We start from the raw sequence: 24148 nt of genomic DNA on the forward strand, positions 1-24148 counted from the left end.
ATGGCCCAACTTACGCGACTGCTCGACATTGAGCAGCTTGAAGTTACTTTTCCTGATCACCCTGCGGTACAGGGGCTCTCTTTGCGGCTACACAGCGGTGAAATTGTCGCCCTGGTGGGTGAATCTGGCTCCGGGAAATCCGTGAGTGCACGCGCACTGGTGGGCCTGGCCGGTGACAACGCCCGCGTGCAAGCCAGCAAAGCCCGGTTGTATAACGCTAAAGGTGAAACGCGTGATTTACGCAAACTCAGCGCGAAAGCCTGGCAGCAGGTACGCGGTGGCGAGATTGGTTTTGTTTTGCAGGATGCACTCACCTCACTCGATCCGCTAAAAACCATCGGTGCTGAGGTTGCCGAAGCGCTGTGTAGACATCAAAAAATCCCGCGTCGGGAAGTCGCCGCTCGGGTACAACAGTTACTGGAAGATGTCGGGATCCCCGATGCCAGACAGCGTATGGATCAGTATGCTCATGAGCTTTCTGGCGGGCTGCGTCAACGCGCCCTGATCGCCTCTGCACTTGCCGGAGGACCAACATTACTGATAGCAGACGAGCCAACAACCGCACTGGATGTCACCGTACAGCAGCGTATTTTATCCCTGTTCCGCCAGTTGGCCGATCGGGGACACGGGGTGTTACTCATTACCCATGATCTTGCGGTGGTGGCAAAAATTGCCGATCGGGTGCTGGTGATGCGCCACGGGCGGGTGGTGGAACAAGGCGAAACCGCTGCACTGCTTGCTGCACCGCAGCATCCATACACGCGCCAGCTTTTGGCTGCGATCCCCGGCGTCCACACCCGCAATCAGTGGCTGGCAGACCCAGGCACAAGTCAGCTGAATATTACGCCACCGGTAGATCGCCAGAAACGGCTGCTTTCGGTACAGCAACTACACCTGGCGTTTCGTCGCCCGGACGGATCGCGCCATCAGGTACTGGACGACATCTCACTCCAGTTGCGCCATGGTGAAACACTGGGCCTGGTGGGAGAATCGGGATCGGGAAAAACCTCCCTTGGCAAAGTGATCCTCGGACTAATCAAAGCGCAGCAGGGTGAAGTCTGGCTGGAAAATCAGCGCTGGAGCCAGATGAATGAAGCGGATCGCCGCCCATTACGCCAGCGCATCCAGACCATCAGCCAGGATCCTTTGGGTGCTTTTAATCCGCTTTATACCGTGATGCAAATCGTGCAGCAGCCGCTGCGTTTGCAAGCGAATGCGTCTGCAGAAAAAATCACTGCGCGTACCGAAGCGCTGATGCAGCAGGTGGGCCTGCCGTTGGCGCTGCTCTCACGACGTCCCGCTGCCTTATCGGGTGGACAGCGACAGCGAGTGGCGATTGCGCAAGCACTGGCTTCTGATCCTGAAATCCTGATTTGTGATGAGCCGGTCTCTGCGTTGGATGTGCTGACCCAGGCACAGATTCTGGATCTGTTGCGCAGGCTACAGATCCAGCTCGGCCTGAGCATGTTGTTCATTTCACATGATCCTGGCGTGGTGTTACACATGAGTCATCGTGTTGCGGTTCTGAGTGCCGGAAAAATTGTGGAGGTTGTTGATACAACACACCCCAGGCCCACGGCTGAAAATAATTACAGCCGCCAGTTATTATTCTCCGGCGGGTAATGTCGATGACAATAATATAAATAAGAAAAAACCAGCCTTTTAATGAAAATAAAGTTTTTTATATGAAAGTTCCCGAAACATCGGTGTGGCGATAGTGGGACATTGCTTTAACCAAAAGGAGAAATTATTCTTGCCTTAACTAACTGATCGCAACCCAAAAGTGCAGGTGATGCATGTTTTTTTCCCGACTATTAAAACGCAATGCTAATCAGCCTTCCTTCTGGCAAGATGCTACGCAACAAAACGATCTGAAATTCAGCAGCTTCGCCTCCCTGTGCGAAGCCGTGGATGAGCGGGTAAAAGATAAATCGCAGGCGGAACAATGTGCCGGTCAAATTTACGCCTTTGCAATAAAAGCGTACAAAGCTGAACAGGCGGGAAGCCAACTGCCGGAAATCACGCTCTCTCATCTCCCTTCAGCCACGCAAAACTTTATTCGTACGCTGCGTGATGTCCCTGAAAGCCAAAATGATATTGCATTCAACGATCTGTTTACCTGGATTCTGGCCGACGTCAGCGATGCTGAAGTTAAATTTGGCATCCAGTTGGCGGTAGTGAATTATCTGGTTGAACGCTGGCAACTGGAACCCGTTACCTGAATCTCCCCTGCTCTGCTATCCTGTGAATTGAATTCAGTTCACAGGATGTGTCACCCATGAATATTTTCACCATGATCGCTATCCCCACCTGTTTCATTGGCCTGTTGTGTCTCTTGCTGGCGATCCGCCTTAAAAAATGGGGTTTTTACTACATTGGCTACTGGCTGGGTGTCCTTTCGTTTCTGAGTGCAAGAGCAGGGATGATGTAAAAAACTGTGCTAAACATTAGAAATAAAAAAGCCCCACCTGAAAGGCGGGGCTTTTAGCCGTGGATTCCGCTTATCGAAACAAGCGGAGATCTAAACATGGAAACGGTATATTCAAAACAACAACAACGCATTTACTGGCCACGAAGCCTGGCGTTTATGCTGCGCTGAAAGCAACCATGTTGGCTTTACAAAAAATACATTTTGCGCCGTGGGGATTATTCTTACTCACATCGTAAACCGATGTTCTGTATTGAGACCCACGGCAACAAGGGCACTGGAACCGAAAGTTAATAAAATTAACCTTAGATTACAACGATGTTAGCTGCTGCTGGGCCTTTCTGGCCTGCTTCAACAGTGAACTCAACACGCTGACCTTCTTCCAGTACTTTGAAACCGTTGCTCTGGATTGCAGAGAAGTGTGCGAACACATCTTTGCTGCCATCTGCAGGAGTGATGAAACCGAAACCTTTGTCCGCGTTAAACCACTTAACAGTACCTTGAATTTTGTTAGACATAATATTTACCTATTCAATGAGCCTTTCGGCGATAAAAAGGGCTGAGCTGCAGATACGAATCAGAGCTTAGGATAAGACTCAAAGAGAAAGGCTGTTTTGCGGCACTAACTGAGATGAGAAATACAACTGAAACCTAATCGAAACTGTCTGCTATTCAGACCGACGTGCTATTAACGCATTGTTTGTCGAGCCTTGCAAGAAGTTTCTAAACTAAAGTTTCTCCAACCCCCAAATCGCAGTTATCGTATTGAATTAAATCATAATTCAATTACACGCCTTTGGCGGTAAAAACGGCTGTTTACCCCCTTTAACTGGGGTTACCAGTAACTGCCCAGAACCACTCCAGACAGCAACACGCACAGACTGCGCACTCTGCTAGCCTGAATCAGGTAGTATTTCTTCTCCCTTCGGAACTCACAGAGAATCACACCATGCAAACATCGTCCCGAGTATTACTGATTGGTGCTTCACGCGGGCTGGGCTTTGCCCTGGCTGAAACGCTGCTGCAGCGCGGCTATCAGGTGGTTGCCACGGGGCGGGCGCACTCCACGGCACAACTGGAACAGTTGGCGACCCGCTACCCCACTCAACTCAGCGTTGAGTGTGTTGATATCAATCAGCCAGATGAAGTTACCGCACTGCATTCACGCCTGAGCACACAACAGTTCGATATGCTGTTCGTGAATGCGGGTGTGAAAAATGACGATGCCGAAACCATTGCGGATGTCGCCACTGATGAATTTGTGCGCGTGATGGTGACCAATGCGCTGAGTCCGATGCGCGTGATTGAGACATTCAAAGCCAATGTCACTGCCGCCGGAACCATTGCCGTCATGTCCTCAGGGCTTGGCAGCGTTACAAACAATACCGCAGGCACGTTTGAGGTTTACCGTGGCAGTAAAGCCGCGCTGAACACCTTTATGCGCAGCTTTGCTGCTCGTGAGCAGAACAGCCGTACGCTATTGATCATGGCTCCGGGCTGGGTGCGCACGGATATGGGCGGCCCGCAGGCTAGCCTGACGATTGAAGAGAGCATACCTAACCTGCTCAATACCATGGAAGAGTATGCCGGACACGGCGGGTTGCACTACCTCGACTATTTAGGTCGAGTGATCCCCTGGTAAACGCCTACCCTCAGCCGCCTTGTGCCCAATGGAGGTCATTTTGACACAGGAATTGACGTCAGTAGCCCGCTCAGCAGCACTGCCCGTGGTATTGATTCCAGGCTTTATGCTTGATGAAACGCTGTGGGAGGGGTTTATCGCGGCCGCCGAGGGCAGAAGGCGCTTTATTTGCGCCAGCCTGGCAGAAGGCAACAGCATCCGGCAGTTGGCCGAACACATTGTTGCCACACTGCCCGCGCGTTTTGTGCTGGTGGGTTTTTCACTGGGTGGCTACGTAGCTCGGGCGATTGTAGAACACTACCCCGAGCGAGTAGCGGCGCTGGTGCTGATCGCCACTTCGCTACGTGAAGATACGCCAGAACAGGTGCAGCAGAAGCAGTCAGCCGCAAAAGCCATGCAACAGGGAGCGAAGTTCGGTGGACTCACCAGCAGTGCGATTGCGCGTTCACTCCATCCCGAACGCGCACAGGATCGCGTTTTAATCAACAAGATCAAAATGATGGGTGACAGACTGGGCAACGCCGTGTTTCTACGTCAGTCCGCGCTGATCCGCCAGAATATTTCCTGTCAGCCAATTAGGTGCCCGACGCTGATTGTCGCGGCGCGCCAGGATCGGTTGCGCTCACTGGCAGAGTCCGAAGAGCTAGCGCACTTTATTGCGGGTTCAGCGCTACATCAGATTGATCGCTGCGGCCATATGGTGCCGCTGGAGCAACCTGAACAACTTGCGGCAACCGTGCTGGGCTGGCTGAGCCGGTTAGTGGATTAGCCTGAATTCATCTTCACCGCCCTGCGCGCTTCGTCATCCTGCCTGCTTTTTGCTATCATCCAGGCAGAAATTACAGCCTTTCCGAGGGCGAAGGAGAAAAAATGACGATGGATTCATTTCCACAGCACGCCGACAAGGTTCTGTCGGTGTTTGATTTCGATGGCACGCTGACCATCCATGACAGTTTTATCCCCTTCCTGCGCTTTAGCTTTGGCAGACGCGTTTTTTCCCGCAAAATCGCCAGACTGGTGCTGCCAACGCTGCGCTGCATGCGTAAAAAGCTGACGCGTGACGAGTTGAAAGAGGTGCTGATCAAAACCTTTTTAACCGATATCGATGAGCAGTGGGTGCGCGAAAAAGCACTGGCATTCTGCGCCGCGAACTGGACGCGTCTGATGCGCCCTGCCGGGCTGCTGGCCGTCGCCGCTGAAGTGAACTCCGCGATGGAAGTCACCATTTGTTCCGCCTCACCTGAAATGGTGTTACAGCCGTTTGCCGATCGCCTCGGCATCAAGCTTATCGGCACGCAGTTAGAAGTGGTCAACGGTAAACTGACAGGCCGTATTACTGGCCACAACTGCCGCTGCGGCCAGAAGGTTAAACGGCTTGAAGCGGTGTATGGACCACTGAGCGGCTATCATCTCCGCGCCTGGGGCGATACACGCGGTGACTTCGAACTGCTGGCCGCCGCTCAGGACCCGCACTGGCGTCATTTCCACACCGGCTGGAAAAAACGCCGCATGCCGATTGAAAAACTGCGCATGATCCAGCTCGATCCCTGATGCACTCAGGCAAAACCGATCACAAAATGCGGTCGGTTTTCGCCTCATCCAGCCAGGTTCGAAACTCCTCTAGCAGTAGGTCATAGAGCTTCTCTTCTGCCAGGGTGGCGAAGTTATCAATCGCGAAGAAATGGGTGTTATCAATACGACGATCGGTAAAGTTATCCAGATCCTCCAGAATGCCGTAGTTGCTGCCGCCCAGACCGACAAATTTCCAGAAGATGGGATAATTAGCCGAACGACGGATAGCCTCTTTGATGGCGCGCGTTTTGCTGATACCCCCATCGGTAATAAACACCACATACACGGGAAGATCGCTATGCCGGAAGGTATCAATAACCTCTTCCATCACTGGCGGCTCATTGTTGGTGCCACCCAGTCCGGGTAACAACTCCCACGATGATCGTTTGCCCTGCTTTTGAATGCTGTCGATATAGCCGTCGAGATTGTTCAGCGTGACATCGGGATATTTTGCATGCCGTTCGCCGAATCCCCACACGTCCATCGAGCCATCATCATCAAACTGCACCGCCAGTACGGCGATACGATCCAACACCGCCTGCACATTGCCACGCTTGAACTGGCCGGTCATGGACCCGGATGCATCCAGCACAAAGGCCACTCGCGCTTTCACCGACTGTAAGCGATGTTTATCCAGACTGACCGAGGCTTTTTTCGCCAGGCTGACCAACCGTGGGGCCTGCTGCTGTAGTTTTTTCTCCAGACTTACCGTCACAGGGGCTGCGGGCGGCGTATTCTCCGTCTGCGCCACATCGACACCATAATGCAGGGCTAGGGGCTCCAGCCCACCATTGAAACCCTGCCCCAACGCACGGAACTTCCAACCGCCGTTGTGGCGATAAATCTCACCGAGAATCAATGCCTTCTCACTGCGGCCCGGGAGTTCAGGAGAAAACTGTGCGATATTCTCCGCCGTCAGTGTCAGGCTGGAGAGCGCAGAAATAGCGGCACTGCTGTCCAGCGCCAGCGTTACCGCAATTTTACTGACGCGTGGCGCAATCCGGCTTAGATCGATGTGAATCTGGCAGCCGGAAGCGTGTTGCTGCATCACCACGCTACGGTCTGGCGTGGCAAGTTGGTTAAAAAAGATAAAATCTTCATCGGCACTGACTTTGCCTTCGGCATTGAGCAGAAACACGCTGGTATCCACATCGCCGCTCAACGCCGGTGAAGCCGTGTAGCGCAGCTGCAACGTCAGTTGCTGGGTGTTCAGCACCATGTTCTGGCCTGGCTGTAACGTCATTCGAGCAACCTCCTGTTAGCGTTCGGTTCCAGTTCCCGGCCTGGATTCGCCGGTTAAAGCCACTTTCGTCATAAAAAACCCCGGACATGCCGGGGTTCATCGATTTTGCAGCGGACTTAAACGTTCACGCCGTGCTGTGCTGCCAGCGCTGACAGGCCACCGGCGAAGCCCTGACCTACCGCTTTGAATTTCCACTCTGCGCCATTGCGATAGAGCTCGCCGAAGACCATCGCCGTTTCGGTTGAGGCATCTTCTGACAGATCAAAGCGCGCGATTTCCGTGCCATTGTCATTATTGAAGATACGGATATAGCTATTGCTGACCATGCCAAAGTTCTGCTTACGGGTTTCCGCATCATAAATCGTCACGGCAAATACCAGCTTCTTCGCTTCAGCAGGCACTTTAGACAGGGTGATTTTCACCTGCTCATCGTCGCCATCGCCTTCACCCGTGCGGTTATCGCCCTGGTGCTCAACAGAACCGCAAGTGCTTTGCTTGTTGTTGAAGAAGATAAAGCTGCTGTCGCTCAGTACTTTACCGTTTTCACCCACGATAAAGACCGAGGCATCCAGGTCAAAGCCCTGACCGTCTGTTACGCGTGCATCCCAACCCAGACCGGCCATCGCGACATTCATGGTCGGTGCTTCTTTGGTCAGGGATACGTTACCGCCTTTTACCAGAGATACTGCCATTGGTTTTCTCCTGATGATGCTGTGAAAGACGGGCAGCAAACGCTGCCCGTAAGTGACGAAATGATTAAGAAGCGTTGATACCGTACTGGGCGCAAACCGATGCCAGGCCACCGGCATAACCCTGACCTACTGCACGGAATTTCCACTCGGTGCCGTTACGGTACAGCTCACCAAACAGCATGGCAGTTTCTGTTGAAGCATCTTCGGTCAGATCGTAACGTGCCACTTCGCTCTGGTTGTCATCGTTCACCAGACGGATGAAAGCACCCGATACCTGACCAAAGCTCTGACGGCGGGTCTGTGCGTCATGAATGGTGACCACAAACACAATCTTATCGACGTCCGCTGGAATCAGATCCAGTTTGATTTTCAGCGATTCATCATCGCCATCACCTGCACCGGTACGGTTGTCACCGGTGTGTGAAACAGAACCGTCAGTCGAGACCAGGTTGTTGTAGAAAATGAAATCGGTGTCACCGCGCACTTTACTGCTGGCAGACAGCAGGAATGCAGAAGCGTCCAGGTCAAAGTCCTGACCATCGGTGGAACGTGCATCCCAGCCAAGGCCAACGAGGACGTTTTTCATGGTTGGTGCCGCTTTGCTCAGCGAAACGTTACCGCCTTTTGATAGAGAAACGCTCATTGAATTACCCTCTTGGTTAATATTCGTTCAGTTAGGTCGTAGGAAGAAAATTAGTTCTCTTCTTTTTCCTCTGGTTTCCCAGGGAACAGTACGCTGACAATAATCCCCACTGCCAGCACGCCAAGCACGACATACAGGCTGGTACTGGCTGACAGGCTATAGCCGTGATGCCAGATATGATCGGTTGCGTTCAGCCCCAGCTTCACCGCGATGAAGAACAGCAGCACGATAACCGCCTTTTCCAGGTGGACCAGGTACTGTTTCAGCGCTTCAAGCACGAAGTACAGGGTACGCAGGCCGAGGATGGCAAACATCATGGCGCTGTAAACGATCAGCGGTTCACGGCTCACAGCAATAATCGCGGGCACCGAGTCAAAGGCAAACATCACGTCTGACAGCTCAACCACCGCCACACACAGCATCAGCGGCGTGGCATACAGCGCTGCTTTTGCGCCACGGCCAATCACCACATCTTTGTTTTCCGGTTTCTTTAACTCTTCATCCACTTCGCTCTGCTTCAGCAGGAACGCGTTACCGCGCAGCTTGGGCCAGATAGGGAAGAAGCGTTTTACCAGGCGATAGGCGAGGTGCTGCGAGTAATCTTCAATTTCATCGCTGTCATCACCGCTTTTCAGCATCATCACTGCTGTCCATGCCACGATCAGCGCAAACACAATCTCAACGTACGGGCCAAGGCTCAGTAAGCCAGTACCGATAGCCACGAAGATGCCACGGAACACAATGGCACCAATCACGCCCCAGTAGAGTACGCGGTGGCGGTAGCGGTCTGGCACGGCGAACCAGGAGAAAATCGCCATCATCACAAACAGGTTATCAACCGACAGCACTTTCTCCAGCGCATAACCGGTAATAAACAGGCTGGCCACTTCAGCGCCGTGATGAATGTAGAGGAAGCCAGCGAAGCCCATCGCCACGGCCACCCAAAACAGTGACCACAGTGCCGCACTCTTCAGCGAAATGGGCTTATCGCCACGGTGCATAAACAGGTCGATTAAAATCGCACCAACGGAGAGCGCGATAAAAACAATCACGGTTTCAACGGGAAAACCGATGTGTGTGGATTCCATTATTAATCCTTCAGATTAAGTTACAGGCCAAATTCCGCAGGGTCGAAACCCAGCGCGATGGCAATTTCACGTACTGCTTTCTGCTCGTCCGCATCGAAATCACCGTCGCTTTTACCAACAGCAATACCCACACGCACGGCCAGCTGCGCCGCTTCAGGTTGATCTTTGAGCGCCATGATGTACTTCATGGTTTCGCCCTTGCCAATCTCCAGATCGAAATCGAAGCTGGTGACCAGTTTGTTGAAGAATTCGATCACTTCCGTGGTCTCGAACACTTTCAACTCTTCAGAGGCGCGCAGGAAGCCGATCATTTTCTGCTTCTCGTCCGCGCTGACTCCGTCACTGGCAACCGCAATACGTGCACAAACCGCCACGGTGCCCTGCATGAATTTCTTATTTTTATAGCGACTGACTTGTTTAGTCAGTTCGTCGCGTCCTGAATTGAACGCCCCTTTTACCTTGTCAAAAAAGCTCATGGTCTTTCCTCTGTCTGAATTATTTGGAACCGGCACGCCAGCGAAAGCCCCAGCCGAAGGCTTTGTCCATATCGTCGTGTCCATTAAAGAACTGGTTGATGCGCTCAACGCGGATACTGCCGTTGTCATTAACCAGACGGGCAATGGCACACATGTTGCGGCGGTTCTGGCCTTCGGTCATTCGCGTCTCAATCGGCGGTTGATCCGGAACGTGCAGCGTGACGATGCCATCGGTCTTATCCCAGCTGGCAACGCCTTCATAAATGTAGGCAAAAATCAGCACTTCACTGATGTGCTTCCACTCGCGACCGTTTACATGCAGCCACTCACCATCGCTAACTTCACCGGTACGATCATCCCCCTGGAGCTGAACGTAGGGCTCATCACGCAGGGATCCGAAGTTACCGCCCAGCGCCTGGATCACACATTTGTAGCCATCTTCCAGCCGCACAAACGCGCCCAAATCGAGATCGACGCCTTTGTTACCGCCGAACATTGAGCGCAAGCCCGTTGCGCCACCATTGCCACGGTGCCAGTTGAGATTGATGCGGATCTCACCAAAGTTGTCGCGCTTAGTCAGGCTGATCGCGGGTTTCTCTTTGGTCAGAGAGACTTTGCTCAGGCTGATTTTCGCAGGTGCTGGGGCCGGAGTCGGAGCCGGAGCCGGTTCATCCGATACATTCACACCAAAATGCTCTGCCAGTGGCTTGAGGCCACCGTTAAAGCCCTGGGCGATAAAACGGAATTTCCATTCGTTGTTGCGGCGATAAAGCTCGCCAAGAATCAGTGCTGCCTCCTGGCGCCCAGCCAGTTCAACGTTGCCACTCATCAGTACTTCGCTGTTCTGCTCGACTTGAATCGCAAGGCGTTGCAGAGCGGCTACCGTGCGACCACCGTCACAGGTCACGGTAAAGGCGACTTTCTGCACTTCAGGGCGTAAGCGGCTGAGATCCACGCTGAACAGCGAGTGATGGCCCTCAGTTTTCAGGCTGATGGTACGGTCATCGTTTTCCGGCTGGCCGTAAAACACCATGTCCGCATCACCGTTGACTTTACCGCTGGCAAACAGGCGAAACGCCGAGGCATCTACCTCAGCACCCGATACCACGCGTACCGTCAGCAGGCTGCCCGGCACTGCGGCGTTACTTCCAGGAGACATCGTCATTAGCGCACCACCACAGCAACAATATCCGCCATCATGTCGTCAATGACGCGACCTTTAGAGGCCTGACCGTGGGCAGTGAAATCCCACAGGCCACCGTTGCGGTGCAGCGAAGCGATAACAATACCGGTATGGCTGCCCTGCTCTGCCAGTTGATAACGCGCCAGCTCTTTGCCGCTTTGGTCGACCACGCGGCAGAAGGCATTTTCGACCTCATTGAAGGTCTGGCCACGGAAGCTATTCACGGTAAAAGCGAGATACTCCACTTCCGCAGGCAGACGCATGAGATCAACGTTAATCACTTCGTCATCGCCATCACCTTCGCCTGTCATATTATCGCCGCTATGCTGCACAGAGCCGCAGGAAGAGGCGAGTTTACGGAACCAGATGGTGTCGAGTTGGTGGCCGGATTTATCCAGCAGAATACAGCTGGCATCCAGATCGATGGCGTCATTACCACCGCCAAGCAGCTTGCTGAATAACCCTTTTTTCTTTATTGGGTCCCAGCCTAAGCCGAAATGAAGTTTATTTAATGAGGATGTTTGTTTGCTGAGTGAGACAGTCTGATTTTTGCTTAATGAAACCATGTCATATTTCCTTCAACCAGGTATTGAAAAGGTTCTGTTTTAAACACCCTATTCCTTAGAGGAAAAATCATAACATGATGCCAATATCGAACAAGCGCATTTTTCCCTGAAATGTTTGGTAGCACTTTAAATTATTGAAATCAAAAGGATAAAAATTTTCTACCCAGGAAAAAAACCGATTTCACGATGACAAATCTTTACATGAAAATTCATAATCTTACGTCAATGACAAAATCATATTATGATTGACAGTAGATTGCGTGACAAATACACTTCACTGGACATAACATCCTTCATTCCCGGCCGTGGAAATAACCTGAAATGAGACACAATATCTGGTTTATGGAAGGACTCTCTTCACAAAGAGATATTATTCATCACATTAAAAACGATCTGAATGTACAACAGCGCAATATTACTGTTTATGCTTCTCATCGCTATCAGCGTAATGAAATTCTTTCGCTGGCGGATGCAGCATTTATTGAGCCTGAGAATGACAATCAACGGCTAGAATTTATTCTCTCCACGCAAGAGAAATACGCAATTCAGGCGATTCACACTGGACGTCATGCACAGTGGTTTGAATCCCATCGTAAGGCGATTGAAGCCTGCGGCGTGCGTTTAACCACCGGTGCCAGCAACCGTGATCAGCTGGCACTGGCTGATGATAAAGCGGCCTTTGCGGAAGCGATGCAGCACCTCAGCTTGCCGGTGGTGCCTTCCATTCGCGTTGATTCTGCCGCCGCACTGCGTGAGCAGATCGCCAGCCAGCCTTTCGCGGGTGCGCCGCTGTGCATCAAACCGGTTAACGGCATTTATGGCATGGGATTCTGGCAGTTTGATGACAGCCTTTCACCGATGGCGGCATTTACCCATCCCGATCATCGTCGAGTCAATACCGCGCTCTATTTGCAGGCGCTGGAAGCGACTGACACCTTCTCACCACTGGTGCTCATGCCCTACCTGCCTGGCCCCGAGTATTCGGTGGATATTCTGGCAGAAAAAGGCCAGGTACTGGCCGCCATTGCCCGCCGCAAAGAGGGTGCGTTACAGCATCTGGAAAAGGACGGAGCGGCTTACGAACTGGCTGTCGCTTGTGCCAGCGCCATGGGTGCAGATGGATTAGTTAATGTACAAACACGCCATGATGCGCAAGGCCAGCCGCGGCTACTGGAAATCAATATGCGTCCCTCGGGTGGCATTGGTTACACCGCGCTCAGCGGGGTAAACCTGCCAGCACTGTTTGCCCTGCACCAGTTGGACCTGATTGATCGGTCGCAGATTCTTGCAGCAACTCAGCGTTTTCATGCGACTTCGGTGCGCGCACTGACGCAAGCCGTCTCTTACAGCTCTGCGCTGACCAATCGTCTTATTTAAGGAATTCTATGGAGACTCTCTGGAGCCGAACCCTGTCCTGCGGCACGCTCAGCGTCATCCCAACCGGGGCTGACACCCTCTTTGATGAGCTGTTTGAAGTGGCCGAACGCCGCAATCCGAAGCGGGCTTTTCTGTTCGTTAGCAAGGTTCTCGGTCGGCATATTCCGGTTGCTCCAGCCAAAATGCGCCAGGTTTACCGCCAGTTGTCACAACGTCTTCCCGCCCTCGATCATGGACCGGTGTTGTTTATCGGCATGGCCGAAACTGCCGTCGGACTGGGCGCTGGCGTGTTTGATGAAGCACGGCATCAAGCGCAACAGCCGGTTTATCTCACTTCAACCCGTCATCCACAGGCGGCAGAATTGCTGTGCGAATTCAAAGAAAACCACAGCCATGCCACCGATCATCTGATCTACCTGCCGGAAAATGCCGAGTTACGCCAGCGGGTACTGAATGCCCGCACGCTGGTATTAATTGATGATGAAGCCACCACCGGCAATACCTTTATCAACCTGTTGCAGGCATTACGTCAGGAAGGTGGGCTGAACCAGATTGAACGCGTGATCACCGTGACGCTAACGGACTGGAGCGGAGATGCGCTTACGGATCGCTCACCGCTGCCGGTGCATGCCGTTTCACTGGCACAAGGCAGTTGGCAATGGCTGGCCGACCCTGCAGCACCGCTGCCAGAAATGCCCGCCGCCTCACTGCATACTTCGTCTGATGTGCCGCTGATCGGCAAGCAGAGCTGGGGACGTCTCGGCATGAAAGCGCCTGCGGCCGATCTGGGCTGCCATATTCAGCCCCAGCCGGGAGAGAAAATTCTCGTCCTCGGCAGCAGCGAATTTGTCTGGGAACCCTTCCTGCTGGCTGAACGACTGGCAGCACTGGGTGCAGAGGTCAAATACAGCTCCACCACCCGTTCGCCGATAGCGCCTGGCTTCGCTATCGAATCGATCATTGCCTTCAATGACAACTACGGACTCGGTATTGCTAACTTTGTCTATAACGTGGCGCACCAGCGGTTTGATCGCATTTTGCTGTGCATTGAAACCCCGGCATCCAGCGTCGATCCACACTTACTCACCGCGTTGCAGCGGGTTGCGACGCACGTTGAGGTAATTTGCTATGACTAAACCGGTGATCTTCTCCGATCTGGACGACACCCTGTTCCAGACACGTCGCAAAATGGTGGATGAGCTGAATGTCGCGCCCTTCCGCCCCGGCGCGCTGGATCGCAGCCTGCAACCACGCAGCTTTATGACAGAAGAACAGGCGATGCTGGTTGACTGGATGCTGGAGCATGCTGACCTGATCCCGGTCACAGCACGCGGCACGGAAGAGATCGCTAGGGTAAAAATCCCGTTCCGATCCTGGTCGATCGCTACGCACGGTGCAGTGATCCTCAACCCACAAGGGGAAGAGGATGCCGAGTGGCGCACACAGATGCTGGAAAAATTGCAGCCCTACCGCAGCCGTTTACTGGACATGCAGCAAGCGATCACTGAACTGATGACCCAGCGTGATATCAACGGCTGGGCACGCATCAACTATGAATATGACCACACCCCCATTTACCTGGTGATGAAGCACTGCGACAGCACGCGCCTCGATGAGCTGTATGCCATTGCGGATGAGATTGAACAGCGGTTCCCGACCACCGGTTTTTATCTCCACCGCAACAGCAACAACGTGGCGTGGCTACCGCTGGTGGTGGAAAAAGGGTTAGCGGTTAGCTTTTTACTGGAGAAGTTGCGTGCCGAGCGCGGCATCTTCCCGGTGATCGGCCTTGGGGACAGTCTGAGCGATCACCGCTTTATGCAACTCTGTAGCTGGTATGGCCTGCCGCGCCAGAGTCAGTTTGCCGCACAGATCAACCGCACGATTTTTGGAGAACAGACCGATGCCTGATGCACAGCCTTTTTCCGGATCGTACCTGCCGGGTGACGTCGAATTTTTACTGAATCCGGTGCAGATCGCCATGACGCCAGTGGATCAGAAAGAGCAATTGATCCAGTCAGGCACCCGCCACTACTCCGAGATGCTTAGCCAGGAACCCGAGCCCACCCATTGGCATCTGACACTGTTTAATCAGGCTCTGGATCAGGGGGCCGAACGTCTGGCACGGGAAGTGACGATGCTGGCCCTGGCGCTGATAAACCAGTTCCCCACCACGCCAATTGTGTTGACCAGCCTGGTGCGCGCTGGCGTCCCGCTGGGCGTCATGCTGCAACAGGCACTGCGATCCCTCGGTCATACCTCTTACCATTATGGCATCAGTATTATTCGCGATCGTGGTATCGATGGTGCTGCGCTGGATATCATTGAGGCGCGCCATGGCTGCGAAGGCATTGTATTTGTCGATGGCTGGACGGGCAAAGGTGCGATCACCGGTGAGCTGATTCGCTCACTCGCCCAGCGTCCTGGCTATCCCGCTCAGCCGCGTCTGGTTGTCCTGGCCGATCCCTGTGGTCGCGCGTGGCTCTCCGCCAGTGATGACGACTGGCTGATCCCGTTTGGCATTATGGGTGCGCCGGTTTCAGGGTTGATCTCTCGCTCGCTGTGGTCGGAAGCTGGCCTGCACGGCTGCGTGCAGTGCGATCATCTCGCGCAATATGATTGCAGCCAGCAGTTGGTCGACACCGTTGTCCGCTATGCACAACGGCTGGAGGCCAGCAGATTGCCACAGTGCCAACCGAATGCGCTCCCCCAACAACAGTTGATAGCGCGGAGTGAAGCGGTGCTGTCGTTGTTGGCAGACCGGTATCAGGTCGACAGCCTGAACCGCATTAAACCCGGCATCGCCGAAGCGACTCGTGCGGTGCTGCGTCGCGTCCCGGATCATGTATTAGTTCGATCGGTCACCGACCCCGACGTTGCGCTGCTGGTGTACCTCGCCGGCCAGAAAAATATTCCCATCACCGAAGCGGGCAACGAATTGGGTCAGTATCGCGCAGTAACGATCATCAAGAAGGTGCTGTGATGAACGCCCGTCTCTCACCGTGGCGTTTGGGCGCAACACTTTACATGCCTGCCGTGCGCAATGATATCGCCGAGGCGATCTTACGCGACAAAATTACCGGGCTGCGTTCGCTGGTGATTTGCCTTGAAGATGCGGTAAGTGACGCTGAGCTGCCACAGGCGCTACACAATCTCCAGCAGCTATTGCAGCAGTTAAATGCCGCCCAGTGTGCAGAAGGCAATGCCGCGTGGCCGTTAGTGTTTATCCGTCCACGTCATCTGGCGATGGCCGAATGGCTGATCGAGAATCTCGATTTAACCGCGATTGATGGCCTGGTGCTGCCCAAATTTACCCTGTCCACCCTGCCTAATTGGTGGCAAATCATCGCCGAGACCCACCTGCACCTGATGCCAACGCTGGAGACAGAAGAGGTGTTTGACGTGGTTGCGATGCGCGAACTGGCACAGGCGCTACAGCAGCACCCTTGCCGCTCACGTATTCTGGCGCTGCGCATTGGCGGTAATGACCTGATGAACACGCTATCGCTGCGCCGTCCACGCCACCTGACGCTGTATGACACGCCAATGGGCTACACCATTAAAATGCTGGTGGCGGTCTTCGCCTCGCGCGATTTTGTCTTGAGCGCGCCAGTGTGCGAACTGATTGACGATCAGATGATGCTGGAAAATGAGCTGCGACTGGATATTGCCCATGGTTTGGTGGGCAAAACCGCCATTCATCCCAGCCAGATTGCCGCGATACAGAGTCAACTGATGGTTTCTGCTGCCGATCACGCTGATGCCTTACGCATTCTCAACTCCAGCCAGGCGGTATTTAAATCACAGGGGGCGATGTGTGAACCGGCCACCCATCGCCGCTGGGCGGAAGCGATTCTGGCGCGCGCGCAGGAGTACGGCATCGCCGCAGAGAATAGTTCAGGTAACGCAACGCTTTTACGCAATCTATTTACCTGACATTAAGGCAAATATTGATATTGTCGTGAAGTCACTAGCAAGGATTGCGTGGCTGACCCTTAACTCACAACGCAGGCCTTGACCGACAATGCAACTCAGTACCCGACAAACACGCGTGTATATGCTCGCATCGCTACTCAGCAACCGTAAACCCGTCGCTGCCAGCCAGCTGTTAGCCGAGCTGGATTGTTCAGAACCGACGCTGACCCGCGTACTGAAAGAGCTTCGCGAATCCTGGTCCGCCGAGATCAAGTACAGCCGTGGCAACCAGAGCTATGTGCTGGTCGATAGCGGTAAACTGGATAAAAAAAGCCTGCGCTACATGAATGAAGCGCTAAAATTCAATGCTGAACTGCAAACCGCAGACACCCAAAGCCGCGTGTTTCTCGACAAAGAGAAGAAGAAAGCGGTTTCGCTCTCGTTACGCATGTCAGTACTGCGCAAGATTGACCAGATCAGCCTGTTGAGTGAAATCACCCGCAGCGAAGCCGCTGAGATGATTGTCAATCAAGGGTTTGAGGCAGTACTGGAGCGACTACGGCGGGGTTGATTGTGTTAACACGTTAAAGGAATAACTCATTAACTTATGGATAAATCAAACGTTTTCACGCTATGGCTGCGCCTGGCCTCAATCTATGCCAGCTTATCGCTGGGCTATTGGATCGGTAGCTTCTTCTTCTCGGGTTCGACAGTACCGTTTCTGATTGGGATGGTATTTTGCTGCGCCATTAACTGGAATTCGCACAAGCACTTTTCTGGTAGCAGACGTTCAGAGGAGAATGTTCAGGGTTAGCAGCTACCGCTTAAACTAAACAGTAAGTCTGTATAACCTTTATATTTCAAACAGGTAGCCATAGAAAAACATTTTTCTCTATGGCTATGTCATCAGCCCTAAAAGACACTCCTGCCCTTTAAAAGCCTTTCTTGATATCCGTTAGAGTGAGTTTATCGCTAAGCACAGATAAGCCAGCGGCTTTGAAATGCGGCATCGTGATGGGGAGTGTTCCAGAAGGCCGGTGGAAACCATATCCCAACTGCCAGAACCACACATACGGCGCTGTCACACCGTTCCCCACCCAGTAAAAACCAGTTTCCATATTGGACATCCGGTTGAGAGTGAACGTCCACCATAACACCGATGGTAATTAATAGCTTGCTAATATTTGCAAAGGTTGGTCAATGCCGTTTCGGTTAGTGTGGGTGTTGTGGCTTTTTGTCGGTGTTAGGAACGCTTGTTGTATCGTTAAGACTGGTTGTCAGAAAAGAGTTCTTAACGCCATTATGGGCTGCATAGTTGAAAGTGTAGATGATATGTATATCAGTACCGACTAAGGTGCAATTGCAACCAACGAGAATCTTGTTTTTTGTTTTTATGATCTTTTTTCTGCATAAAAGTCGCCATCAAATATTAGACAATTCCTATTTTATTTTTAACGCATAATTGATCGTTATACAGCCATTGTCATTAACACGGAAAAACGCCATAAGCACTTAGTGACTTTTTCCCACTTGAATAAATCACCCCATACTTCCAGCAGTTCTTCTTAACTTTCTTGGTATAAAATGTTAGGTTAACTACCGATAAGGAAAACAGATTAAAATTAACAGGAGCGATTCAATGCAGATAATGCGCATGAGTTATAATGACTTAAGTGAAGATGGTAAACAAACGCTTTTACATGTTTATGGAGTTGGTGATTTTCCGGTTTTTTCTGGTCAAGATCCGCACAAAAATGATCCTAACTGTACGTTCCTGTCTAATAGTGCAATTCCGGTTGGACGCTATTACATAGTTCCAAGACCTGATGGCAGCTATGCCAACCGTGTACGTGGATGGGCAATTGATGCATGGACAGGCAACAATCATTCAGAATGGTTCGGACTTTATAGTGCTAAAACGATGACAGATAGCACTTATATTGGACATTCTTTGCGTGGTGGCTTTCGTTTACACCCATTGCGTCCAGATGGATCCGGGTTTAGCGAAGGATGTATCACATTTGTCAATCGGCAAGATTTTTACACCGTGCGTAAAGCTTTATTGAAACAAGGCATGAAAGATGTCCCAGGGTCGCGCCACGGTTTACAATCCTATGGCTGGGTTGACGTACAAGGAGTAAGCAATTTTGCAGAATGTAAACAGTGACGAATTTTTATTATATTGAAAAAGTCAAAAAATCATTTTCATTTATGAATTATTTTGTTTAACAAATAAGGATATTTTTACCATGAAGGGTGTAAATATAACCAAAAATATTGTTGGATTCATCCTTTGCTTTATCGTCGCATTTTGGATGTCGAGTTATGGAAAGCCGCTCTATACGCTAACGTCCTGGGTAGTTGAGCACGCTTATTTAATGTTTGGAAAATACCAGTCTGGAAGTTATGAGGCTGAGTCTGATCCTGTCACTTTTAGCAGTCTGATTTTGGTCGTTTGCGTTTATGCAGGAATATTGTTTTTATTAATCAAGCGATTATTAAGAAAGTAGTTACGATTCATGCAGTCTCTGAAGCTCAGGGTCATCAGTTCAGTTTTATTGAGCTAAAGGGTGGCCCTGATGGAATTGTAAGTATCACTGCAAAACGGACCATTCACTTTAGAGATCTCCCGATATACTGACTATGTCCTTTGAGGAGATGACTATGCGCAAAGCCCGTTTCACAGAACGCCATATTAATACTCTCCTCTGAACACCTCTTTCCTGTGCCATTCCACAAATCGCTCCCCCGGATAATTCTCCCTAACCGATGGCAGCGCGATCATCTTCCCTGCAAAGTCCCAGAACAATCGCTGCACCACTCCACCGCCATTAACCGCATCTGAAATCACCACACGCATATTTTCATCCAGGCCGATCGAGCCGCGATCAAACGCTTTATGATGGATTGCGCACAATGCCAGGCCATTAGGCACTTCACAAGGGCCATGGTGCTGCTTCCATCTGATATGGGCAGCTTCAAGCGCAATCGGCGCATTATCGTGACGCATGTTAAAACCACAGATAGAGCACTGATAATTGTATGCACGCAGTACCATCTGGCGAAACTTCGGATCGCGTTGACGGAGAGAGGTACGAATATCAAAACCCATCTCGTCAGCGATCTCTTCCTGAATACTGGTCGGAAAATGTGCCGCCAGGAGTTGTTGCGCCAGCATATCAATTAACCGGTGATTTTTTGCCACCAACGCAAAATTATCGACATCAAATCCACCCGCAACATTATATGCGATGAGTTCACGTCGGGGTGGCTGACGGCTACCCTTGGTTGAGCACAGTTCCGCGTTTTGTAGTTCCCAAAAGCCATCGCCCTTCAGACGCCAGAACGGCATGTCCGGACGCTGGTCACGGCGCTGCGGTCCATACCGTTCAAGGAGGCCCAACAGGGGCTCATAGATTTCAGAACCATAGTTAAACAGACGATCATGACCCTGCCGATAGTGTGAGAGGACGTGCAGCAGCAATAATGGCTTATGTGGCGCACGCTGTTCGCCTTTGCGCCAAATAGTAATATTTGATATCGCTTGCTTTAGAGTTTTGTCAGAAGTCATTGCGATGAAGAATCCATGGGATCATATTTGCGATGATGCTCGCAACGATATGTACATTCAAGGCATTATTGCAGATATCTTTTCTTGTCGTCTCAGTACCTGGCAGTCAGCATTCTGATAACAACGATAAAAAAGTTACCGAGGCACATTTACATACCTCTTGTGCGGAAGGCCTGATGCGCACAGTGCAAATCCCTCTATGATCTTTAGTGAGTAAAGAAAATTAGCGAAGATAGCACTAACTCCTATCGATAGTAATAGAGCGAACTGTATTAGCTATTTCTGATTGATAGTATAAAATCTATACACACACCAACAAGTAACCAAACGCAATAGTTGATATACGGGATAATTTCAATATATGAATTAAATTATCAAAGTAATAAGCCAAATGAATTCTTATGCCCATCATGGGCATATAAATAGAAAAAATATTTTCTAACTCAATAATCGAGAATGCCTTGGTGCCGTCCAGAGTCTCTCCCAGATTTTTCGAAGTCAGCCTTAGATGATACCATATTAACTAAAATATAAAATCGCCCGAAGGCGATTAGGTTTTTTCAGGCGCGAAATGCACAATGATTTTTTCTTTTAGGCTTGCCGGGCGCAGGGGGAAAGTACCTGAATCGATAGCTTGTTCAGTGGCCTCCAAAGCAACTTTACATAGATCCGGGTCGCCGCCATTCGTACTAACGTTCGTTGGTTGCTTACCTAACGGCTGTGTAATCACGATATCGCAGGTCTTGCCTTGGTATTTATCTGCGTCAAAAAAACGATTCTGTATTGCAGTAACAGACTGGCACATCCATACATGGAGTTCCCGACTCTCAACCTGCTGCGCCGTTTCCGATTCGCATTGGCTTTTTATTTCCAAAGCGGTTGGGAAACTCAATGGTTTGCCAAGCGTTTTTTTTGTATGTGTCTGGCATCCCGCCAATAAAATAAGGCATATAAAAGTTAGTGTTTTTTTCATTATGGCATCCATGCAGTTAATTTATCGCTTTATAGCACCTTCTAAGCATGGATGAAACCTGACAGTCCATCTCTTCATCACCTGACTCCGTCTTAAAAACGTCCTGCGATGAGCAGCAAAACTCGTGATTCTGCCTGATTAACCTCACCTGACCTGCTCCCTGTTGATTAATACACCGAGATGTTAGTAATGTCTTCATAAGTCACATGAGGACATCCCCTTTGACGCAGATTATCTATCGCCGCGTCGCTACTGCTCCACAATTTAACAAGGAAGACCGAATGCCATTGCCTGAGCGCTTTCAACTAGTCAAAATCAGTCGCCAAAAAATTATGGTGTTAGCTGACACTGCCGAAGAAATACTGTCGCAAATTGATACCGGCACCAACGAAGATGATGAAGGGCTAAAAGCAATGATCGCCGACTGGAACGGCCAGGTTATCAACCCACAAACATTCTCTGATTTCCGGGACTTTTCCTCATGGACCAGTGCAAAGAACTTTGCCCGGATGGCATTTAATCAGGAAAAATACATTAGCGATTTAACCTGGGGTGAGTTGATTCAGATAATCAATTTCGTATGCCATGCTGAAGGTAAGGAATCTGAACACAGCTATGCGCTGGGATTGCTAGAAAAAAACTTTGATGCGAATCCGTCCGATCTCATCTACTGGCCTGATGCATGGTTCCAGGATAAGGACATGTTTCATGTCGATTTAACGCCAGAGGAAATGGCAGCATACCTGATGGCAAAATCTGGCAGGTTTCTAAGCGACGCGCCACAAATCGATCTGAGATACCCGATCCCTTCCAGCACAGCAAGCTAACGCTATGGACATTGTTGTTCATTTGAAGCCGTAGGAAAAGCGATCATCAAGAATAGAATTGGAAGTAACTTGTCTAGTAAGTTCGTAGTTGCTTAGGTTCAAAGTATGGAACGGCTGTAAAGGGTGTATGATTTGTTAAATTTTTTATTGAGTACTGATCATCTGTCAGGATATGTCTAGAGGAGTATTCTGTATATTCTCTAAAGTATTGTAAGAAAAGATGGCTTAGATATGAATGACATTCAGATAGCAACCCTTTTACCGGGAGCTGAGTTGTTTAGTGATAGCAACATAAACCAGACATGGAAGGCCCACGTCAGAACAGCAACTAATACGGTTGTAGTTTTTGCAAAGATAATTGATCCCCGTGAGATTTGCGTTGAAGCATTCTGCGCCATTCTTGGTCGAGAGCTTGGAATACCAATCCCTAAGCCCTACCTCATCCTCGCAGATGACACGACGTTAGACATTATCCCGCCGGGGAAAAACGCACTTATGTTTGGTTCTGAAGATGCGGCTTACCCTAGCTTTCGAAGGTACGCCGATTGCCGTCAATCATACGAAAAACTACAAAATTTCAAAGCATCTCTGGATGTTGGCGTTTTCGATGAATGGATTGCCAATCATGATAGAAATGTTGGTAACATCCTTTACGATGGAGGCGATGATTTTTTGTTCATTGACCATGGACTCGCACTTCCAGAAAGCTTGCCAGCTGACCAACCGGCACTCGATAACAACATCTTGAGAGCTCTATTCTCAATCAAAACCGAATTAGACAAATTCCGTGATTTACGAACCGCCTCTCAGATGATAGCCCCTATGTATCGTGCTTTAAATTTGGAAGGTGTAATGTCTAGTGCTCAGGCAACAATGTATGTTCCAGATGCAGTGATCGCCCAAATTTTAGCTTTTCTTACCGATAGATTGTTATCAATCGAGACTCTGATAAGATCTAGGTTACGCATATCTCAATCGGACATGTTTCAATGACATTTGACATTTCACTCTTTCCAGCAAAACCAACCTATGCAGGTAAGTGGTGGTCAGTGTCCTTTGAGCCTATCATTGGTTCAGGCGAAAGGATTAACGCAATAATTGTTGCCAGGGGAGTTGATGGTAGGTATGAAATAATTCAATCCATCAGGGATGAGGTTCTCGATTCAATCTATGGTACGAAATCAGAAGCAATCAAGGCAATGGTATCTTGGGTGAAAGACTCACTCAATTCTCACCTGAACTCAAGCGTCAACTTGGAGCATTGGGCATCCCCCATATCTGGTTTCGCAATCTCAAAGCATGCTGAAGCACTCGACGATAGTTTATCTGGGATTTTGAGACAAGCTGTCAGGCTAACAGCAAGCCTAGGAACTTTAACTCTTGAGGCAGATCGTTCAGAAGATGATGATAGATCTAGTCAAAAGCAGTCAGAGCAATGGTCAACCAGAATATCCGATGAAGCTAGAAGGCTGAATCCGAAAATTTCGGATTACTTTGGTACCCGCGTGCAGTTATCAAGCGCACATTTGCAGACTCGCTTTGGATTTTATAATGATGTTTATGCTTCTAACTTTGGATTAATGGTACCTAGTCGTTTATCGGCGTCAATAAACTCAATTAAAGCAAAAGTATATGATTTAGAATCACTTTCTCGCTCCAGTATGGTTTTAAAACCATATGTGCTTGATGTTATCGTTGGCATCCCATCTTACGAAGATCCAACCATCCCACCTAAAACCGTTGCAAGCATGCGTAGTTATGTTAATGAACTGACTGAATTAGCCTTAAAGGAAGATATTAATTTCATTCCTGTAAATAGCGCGCTCGAAGCTGCTCAAAGAATTATAAAGATTGCGGCTTGACTTCGTCTAACAGGAACCTATCCCCACATAGGCGTAGCTTTCAATAGAACTTAGTAGACATCACGATCACGATATTTCGCTTGCGAGCTG

The 24148-nt window shown here is 50.4% G+C and carries 29 protein-coding genes; 17 read left to right on the forward strand and 12 right to left on the reverse strand.

Features of this window, described 5'->3' with window-relative positions; genetic code table 11:
• The 3 genes from F3J40_RS15790 to F3J40_RS15800 all read left to right on the forward strand — a co-directional run bounded on the left by F3J40_RS15790 (window position 1) and on the right by F3J40_RS15800 (window position 2431).
• Window positions 1-1623, forward strand: a complete 1623-nt coding sequence (locus tag F3J40_RS15790) for an ATP-binding cassette domain-containing protein (protein WP_167016077.1) — start codon at window positions 1-3, stop codon at window positions 1621-1623.
• Window positions 1624-1796: 173 nt separating this feature from the next.
• Window positions 1797-2222: a hypothetical protein gene (locus F3J40_RS15795; protein ID WP_167016079.1), complete on the forward strand. Its 426-nt coding sequence runs from the start codon at window positions 1797-1799 to the stop codon at window positions 2220-2222.
• A gap of 56 nt (window positions 2223-2278) precedes the next feature.
• Window positions 2279-2431 (forward strand): hypothetical protein, encoded by a 153-nt coding sequence (locus tag F3J40_RS15800; RefSeq protein ID WP_167016081.1) that lies wholly within the window; start codon window positions 2279-2281, stop codon window positions 2429-2431.
• A gap of 154 nt (window positions 2432-2585) precedes the next feature.
• Here F3J40_RS15800 and ymcF read toward each other — a convergent pair whose 3' ends face one another.
• On the reverse strand, window positions 2586-2723 hold the full coding sequence (gene ymcF / locus F3J40_RS24920) for a cold shock small protein YmcF (RefSeq protein WP_237760999.1): 138 nt from the start codon (window positions 2721-2723) through the stop codon (window positions 2586-2588).
• A gap of 10 nt (window positions 2724-2733) precedes the next feature.
• Window positions 2734-2946 carry a transcription antiterminator/RNA stability regulator CspE gene (cspE, locus tag F3J40_RS15805; protein WP_167016083.1) on the reverse strand — a complete coding sequence of 71 codons (213 nt, stop codon included), beginning with the start codon at window positions 2944-2946 and terminating at the stop codon, window positions 2734-2736.
• 431 nt (window positions 2947-3377) lie between these two features.
• Here cspE and F3J40_RS15810 point away from each other — a divergent pair, with 431 nt between their 5' ends.
• From F3J40_RS15810 to F3J40_RS15820, 3 genes are all read left to right on the forward strand, one after another.
• Complete coding sequence (locus F3J40_RS15810; RefSeq protein WP_167016085.1) at window positions 3378-4070, forward strand: SDR family NAD(P)-dependent oxidoreductase; 693 nt, start codon at window positions 3378-3380, stop codon at window positions 4068-4070.
• A 40-nt stretch (window positions 4071-4110) separates the two neighbouring features.
• Window positions 4111-4839 carry an alpha/beta fold hydrolase gene (locus F3J40_RS15815; RefSeq protein WP_240155483.1) on the forward strand — a complete coding sequence of 243 codons (729 nt, stop codon included), beginning with the start codon at window positions 4111-4113 and terminating at the stop codon, window positions 4837-4839.
• A gap of 101 nt (window positions 4840-4940) precedes the next feature.
• Complete coding sequence (locus tag F3J40_RS15820) at window positions 4941-5621, forward strand: HAD family hydrolase (protein ID WP_167016089.1); 681 nt, start codon at window positions 4941-4943, stop codon at window positions 5619-5621.
• A 19-nt stretch (window positions 5622-5640) separates the two neighbouring features.
• On the opposite strand, the gene F3J40_RS15825 is transcribed toward F3J40_RS15820, so the two are convergent.
• The 7 genes from F3J40_RS15825 to F3J40_RS15855 form a co-directional block, all read right to left on the reverse strand.
• On the reverse strand, window positions 5641-6885 hold the full coding sequence (locus F3J40_RS15825; protein WP_167016090.1) for a vWA domain-containing protein: 1245 nt from the start codon (window positions 6883-6885) through the stop codon (window positions 5641-5643).
• A gap of 116 nt (window positions 6886-7001) precedes the next feature.
• Window positions 7002-7577, reverse strand: coding sequence for a TerD family protein (locus F3J40_RS15830; protein WP_167016092.1), 576 nt, complete (start codon window positions 7575-7577; stop codon window positions 7002-7004).
• Window positions 7578-7641: 64 nt separating this feature from the next.
• Window positions 7642-8220, reverse strand: coding sequence for a TerD family protein (locus tag F3J40_RS15835; RefSeq protein ID WP_167016094.1), 579 nt, complete (start codon window positions 8218-8220; stop codon window positions 7642-7644).
• A 50-nt stretch (window positions 8221-8270) separates the two neighbouring features.
• A complete protein-coding gene (locus F3J40_RS15840) occupies window positions 8271-9308 on the reverse strand; it encodes a TerC/Alx family metal homeostasis membrane protein (RefSeq protein WP_167016104.1) in 1038 nt (345 codons plus the stop codon).
• 20 nt (window positions 9309-9328) lie between these two features.
• Window positions 9329-9784 (reverse strand): tellurite resistance TerB family protein, encoded by a 456-nt coding sequence (locus tag F3J40_RS15845; protein WP_017346803.1) that lies wholly within the window; start codon window positions 9782-9784, stop codon window positions 9329-9331.
• A 19-nt stretch (window positions 9785-9803) separates the two neighbouring features.
• On the reverse strand, window positions 9804-10949 hold the full coding sequence (locus F3J40_RS15850; protein ID WP_167016106.1) for a TerD family protein: 1146 nt from the start codon (window positions 10947-10949) through the stop codon (window positions 9804-9806).
• Window positions 10949-11533, reverse strand: a complete 585-nt coding sequence (locus F3J40_RS15855) for a TerD family protein (RefSeq protein ID WP_167016108.1) — start codon at window positions 11531-11533, stop codon at window positions 10949-10951. The genes F3J40_RS15850 and F3J40_RS15855 overlap by 1 nt, the downstream gene beginning before the upstream one ends.
• A gap of 321 nt (window positions 11534-11854) precedes the next feature.
• On the opposite strand from F3J40_RS15855, the gene F3J40_RS15860 reads away from it, so the two are divergent.
• From F3J40_RS15860 to F3J40_RS15890, 7 genes are all read left to right on the forward strand, one after another.
• Window positions 11855-12910 (forward strand): ATP-grasp domain-containing protein, encoded by a 1056-nt coding sequence (locus F3J40_RS15860; protein WP_167016110.1) that lies wholly within the window; start codon window positions 11855-11857, stop codon window positions 12908-12910.
• 8 nt (window positions 12911-12918) lie between these two features.
• Window positions 12919-14046 (forward strand): phosphoribosyltransferase domain-containing protein, encoded by a 1128-nt coding sequence (locus F3J40_RS15865; protein WP_167016112.1) that lies wholly within the window; start codon window positions 12919-12921, stop codon window positions 14044-14046.
• Window positions 14039-14821, forward strand: coding sequence for an HAD family hydrolase (locus F3J40_RS15870; RefSeq protein WP_167016114.1), 783 nt, complete (start codon window positions 14039-14041; stop codon window positions 14819-14821). Before F3J40_RS15865 ends, F3J40_RS15870 begins: the two co-directional genes overlap by 8 nt.
• Window positions 14814-15893 (forward strand): cysteine protease StiP family protein, encoded by a 1080-nt coding sequence (locus F3J40_RS15875; RefSeq protein WP_167016116.1) that lies wholly within the window; start codon window positions 14814-14816, stop codon window positions 15891-15893. Before F3J40_RS15870 ends, F3J40_RS15875 begins: the two co-directional genes overlap by 8 nt.
• Window positions 15893-16846, forward strand: a complete 954-nt coding sequence (locus tag F3J40_RS15880) for an HpcH/HpaI aldolase/citrate lyase family protein (RefSeq protein WP_167016118.1) — start codon at window positions 15893-15895, stop codon at window positions 16844-16846. Before F3J40_RS15875 ends, F3J40_RS15880 begins: the two co-directional genes overlap by 1 nt.
• Before the next feature lie 88 nt (window positions 16847-16934).
• Window positions 16935-17396 carry a hypothetical protein gene (locus F3J40_RS15885; RefSeq protein ID WP_026042483.1) on the forward strand — a complete coding sequence of 154 codons (462 nt, stop codon included), beginning with the start codon at window positions 16935-16937 and terminating at the stop codon, window positions 17394-17396.
• Window positions 17397-17432: 36 nt separating this feature from the next.
• Window positions 17433-17639 (forward strand): hypothetical protein, encoded by a 207-nt coding sequence (locus tag F3J40_RS15890; protein WP_167016120.1) that lies wholly within the window; start codon window positions 17433-17435, stop codon window positions 17637-17639.
• A gap of 118 nt (window positions 17640-17757) precedes the next feature.
• Here the strand turns inward: F3J40_RS15890 and F3J40_RS15895 are convergent, their stop codons facing one another.
• On the reverse strand, window positions 17758-17943 hold the full coding sequence (locus F3J40_RS15895; protein WP_167016122.1) for a hypothetical protein: 186 nt from the start codon (window positions 17941-17943) through the stop codon (window positions 17758-17760).
• A gap of 521 nt (window positions 17944-18464) precedes the next feature.
• Between F3J40_RS15895 and F3J40_RS15900 the strand changes: the two genes are divergently transcribed.
• Complete coding sequence (locus tag F3J40_RS15900; protein ID WP_167016124.1) at window positions 18465-18992, forward strand: DUF2778 domain-containing protein; 528 nt, start codon at window positions 18465-18467, stop codon at window positions 18990-18992.
• 528 nt (window positions 18993-19520) lie between these two features.
• On the opposite strand, the gene F3J40_RS15905 is transcribed toward F3J40_RS15900, so the two are convergent.
• Together F3J40_RS15905 and F3J40_RS15910 are read right to left on the reverse strand one after the other, a co-directional pair.
• Window positions 19521-20396 carry a phosphorothioated DNA-binding restriction endonuclease gene (locus F3J40_RS15905; RefSeq protein ID WP_167016126.1) on the reverse strand — a complete coding sequence of 292 codons (876 nt, stop codon included), beginning with the start codon at window positions 20394-20396 and terminating at the stop codon, window positions 19521-19523.
• A gap of 550 nt (window positions 20397-20946) precedes the next feature.
• Window positions 20947-21369, reverse strand: a complete 423-nt coding sequence (locus F3J40_RS15910) for a cell envelope integrity TolA C-terminal domain-containing protein (protein ID WP_167016128.1) — start codon at window positions 21367-21369, stop codon at window positions 20947-20949.
• A 281-nt stretch (window positions 21370-21650) separates the two neighbouring features.
• On the opposite strand from F3J40_RS15910, the gene F3J40_RS15915 reads away from it, so the two are divergent.
• The 3 genes from F3J40_RS15915 (at window position 21651) to F3J40_RS15925 (ending at window position 24058) form a co-directional block, all read left to right on the forward strand.
• Complete coding sequence (locus F3J40_RS15915; protein WP_167016188.1) at window positions 21651-22196, forward strand: hypothetical protein; 546 nt, start codon at window positions 21651-21653, stop codon at window positions 22194-22196.
• Between the two features lie 231 nt (window positions 22197-22427).
• Window positions 22428-23189 (forward strand): HipA family kinase, encoded by a 762-nt coding sequence (locus tag F3J40_RS15920; protein ID WP_167016130.1) that lies wholly within the window; start codon window positions 22428-22430, stop codon window positions 23187-23189.
• On the forward strand, window positions 23186-24058 hold the full coding sequence (locus tag F3J40_RS15925; RefSeq protein WP_167016132.1) for a hypothetical protein: 873 nt from the start codon (window positions 23186-23188) through the stop codon (window positions 24056-24058). Before F3J40_RS15920 ends, F3J40_RS15925 begins: the two co-directional genes overlap by 4 nt.
• Window positions 24059-24148 lie beyond the last annotated feature (90 nt).

It is taken from the genome of Candidatus Pantoea multigeneris (genome assembly GCF_011752615.1).
Taxonomy (GTDB): domain Bacteria; phylum Pseudomonadota; class Gammaproteobacteria; order Enterobacterales; family Enterobacteriaceae; genus Pantoea; species Pantoea multigeneris.

What these genes read in the sequence shown, in the direction of transcription:
- F3J40_RS15900 (WP_167016124.1), top strand. Translation starts at nt 18,465, where the DNA reads ATGCAGATAATGCGCATGAGTTATAATGACTTAAGTGAAGATGGTAAA.
- F3J40_RS15885 (WP_026042483.1), top strand. Translation starts at nt 16,935, where the DNA reads ATGCAACTCAGTACCCGACAAACACGCGTGTATATGCTCGCATCGCTA.
- F3J40_RS15870 (WP_167016114.1), top strand. Translation starts at nt 14,039, where the DNA reads ATGACTAAACCGGTGATCTTCTCCGATCTGGACGACACCCTGTTCCAG.
- F3J40_RS15855 (WP_167016108.1), bottom strand. Translation starts at nt 11,533, where the DNA reads ATGGTTTCATTAAGCAAAAATCAGACTGTCTCACTCAGCAAACAAACA.
- F3J40_RS15925 (WP_167016132.1), top strand. Translation starts at nt 23,186, where the DNA reads ATGACATTTGACATTTCACTCTTTCCAGCAAAACCAACCTATGCAGGT.
- F3J40_RS15810 (WP_167016085.1), top strand. Translation starts at nt 3,378, where the DNA reads ATGCAAACATCGTCCCGAGTATTACTGATTGGTGCTTCACGCGGGCTG.
- F3J40_RS15850 (WP_167016106.1), bottom strand. Translation starts at nt 10,949, where the DNA reads ATGACGATGTCTCCTGGAAGTAACGCCGCAGTGCCGGGCAGCCTGCTG.
- F3J40_RS15910 (WP_167016128.1), bottom strand. Translation starts at nt 21,369, where the DNA reads ATGAAAAAAACACTAACTTTTATATGCCTTATTTTATTGGCGGGATGC.
- F3J40_RS15795 (WP_167016079.1), top strand. Translation starts at nt 1,797, where the DNA reads ATGTTTTTTTCCCGACTATTAAAACGCAATGCTAATCAGCCTTCCTTC.
- cspE (WP_167016083.1), bottom strand. Translation starts at nt 2,946, where the DNA reads ATGTCTAACAAAATTCAAGGTACTGTTAAGTGGTTTAACGCGGACAAA.
- F3J40_RS15920 (WP_167016130.1), top strand. Translation starts at nt 22,428, where the DNA reads ATGAATGACATTCAGATAGCAACCCTTTTACCGGGAGCTGAGTTGTTT.
- F3J40_RS15790 (WP_167016077.1), top strand. Translation starts at nt 1, where the DNA reads ATGGCCCAACTTACGCGACTGCTCGACATTGAGCAGCTTGAAGTTACT.
- F3J40_RS15915 (WP_167016188.1), top strand. Translation starts at nt 21,651, where the DNA reads ATGCCATTGCCTGAGCGCTTTCAACTAGTCAAAATCAGTCGCCAAAAA.
- F3J40_RS15880 (WP_167016118.1), top strand. Translation starts at nt 15,893, where the DNA reads ATGAACGCCCGTCTCTCACCGTGGCGTTTGGGCGCAACACTTTACATG.
- F3J40_RS15845 (WP_017346803.1), bottom strand. Translation starts at nt 9,784, where the DNA reads ATGAGCTTTTTTGACAAGGTAAAAGGGGCGTTCAATTCAGGACGCGAC.
- F3J40_RS15830 (WP_167016092.1), bottom strand. Translation starts at nt 7,577, where the DNA reads ATGGCAGTATCTCTGGTAAAAGGCGGTAACGTATCCCTGACCAAAGAA.
- F3J40_RS15860 (WP_167016110.1), top strand. Translation starts at nt 11,855, where the DNA reads ATGAGACACAATATCTGGTTTATGGAAGGACTCTCTTCACAAAGAGAT.
- F3J40_RS15875 (WP_167016116.1), top strand. Translation starts at nt 14,814, where the DNA reads ATGCCTGATGCACAGCCTTTTTCCGGATCGTACCTGCCGGGTGACGTC.
- F3J40_RS15865 (WP_167016112.1), top strand. Translation starts at nt 12,919, where the DNA reads ATGGAGACTCTCTGGAGCCGAACCCTGTCCTGCGGCACGCTCAGCGTC.
- F3J40_RS15820 (WP_167016089.1), top strand. Translation starts at nt 4,941, where the DNA reads ATGACGATGGATTCATTTCCACAGCACGCCGACAAGGTTCTGTCGGTG.
- F3J40_RS15835 (WP_167016094.1), bottom strand. Translation starts at nt 8,220, where the DNA reads ATGAGCGTTTCTCTATCAAAAGGCGGTAACGTTTCGCTGAGCAAAGCG.
- F3J40_RS15840 (WP_167016104.1), bottom strand. Translation starts at nt 9,308, where the DNA reads ATGGAATCCACACACATCGGTTTTCCCGTTGAAACCGTGATTGTTTTT.
- F3J40_RS15905 (WP_167016126.1), bottom strand. Translation starts at nt 20,396, where the DNA reads ATGACTTCTGACAAAACTCTAAAGCAAGCGATATCAAATATTACTATT.
- F3J40_RS15825 (WP_167016090.1), bottom strand. Translation starts at nt 6,885, where the DNA reads ATGACGTTACAGCCAGGCCAGAACATGGTGCTGAACACCCAGCAACTG.
- F3J40_RS15890 (WP_167016120.1), top strand. Translation starts at nt 17,433, where the DNA reads ATGGATAAATCAAACGTTTTCACGCTATGGCTGCGCCTGGCCTCAATC.
- F3J40_RS15895 (WP_167016122.1), bottom strand. Translation starts at nt 17,943, where the DNA reads ATGGAAACTGGTTTTTACTGGGTGGGGAACGGTGTGACAGCGCCGTAT.
- F3J40_RS15800 (WP_167016081.1), top strand. Translation starts at nt 2,279, where the DNA reads ATGAATATTTTCACCATGATCGCTATCCCCACCTGTTTCATTGGCCTG.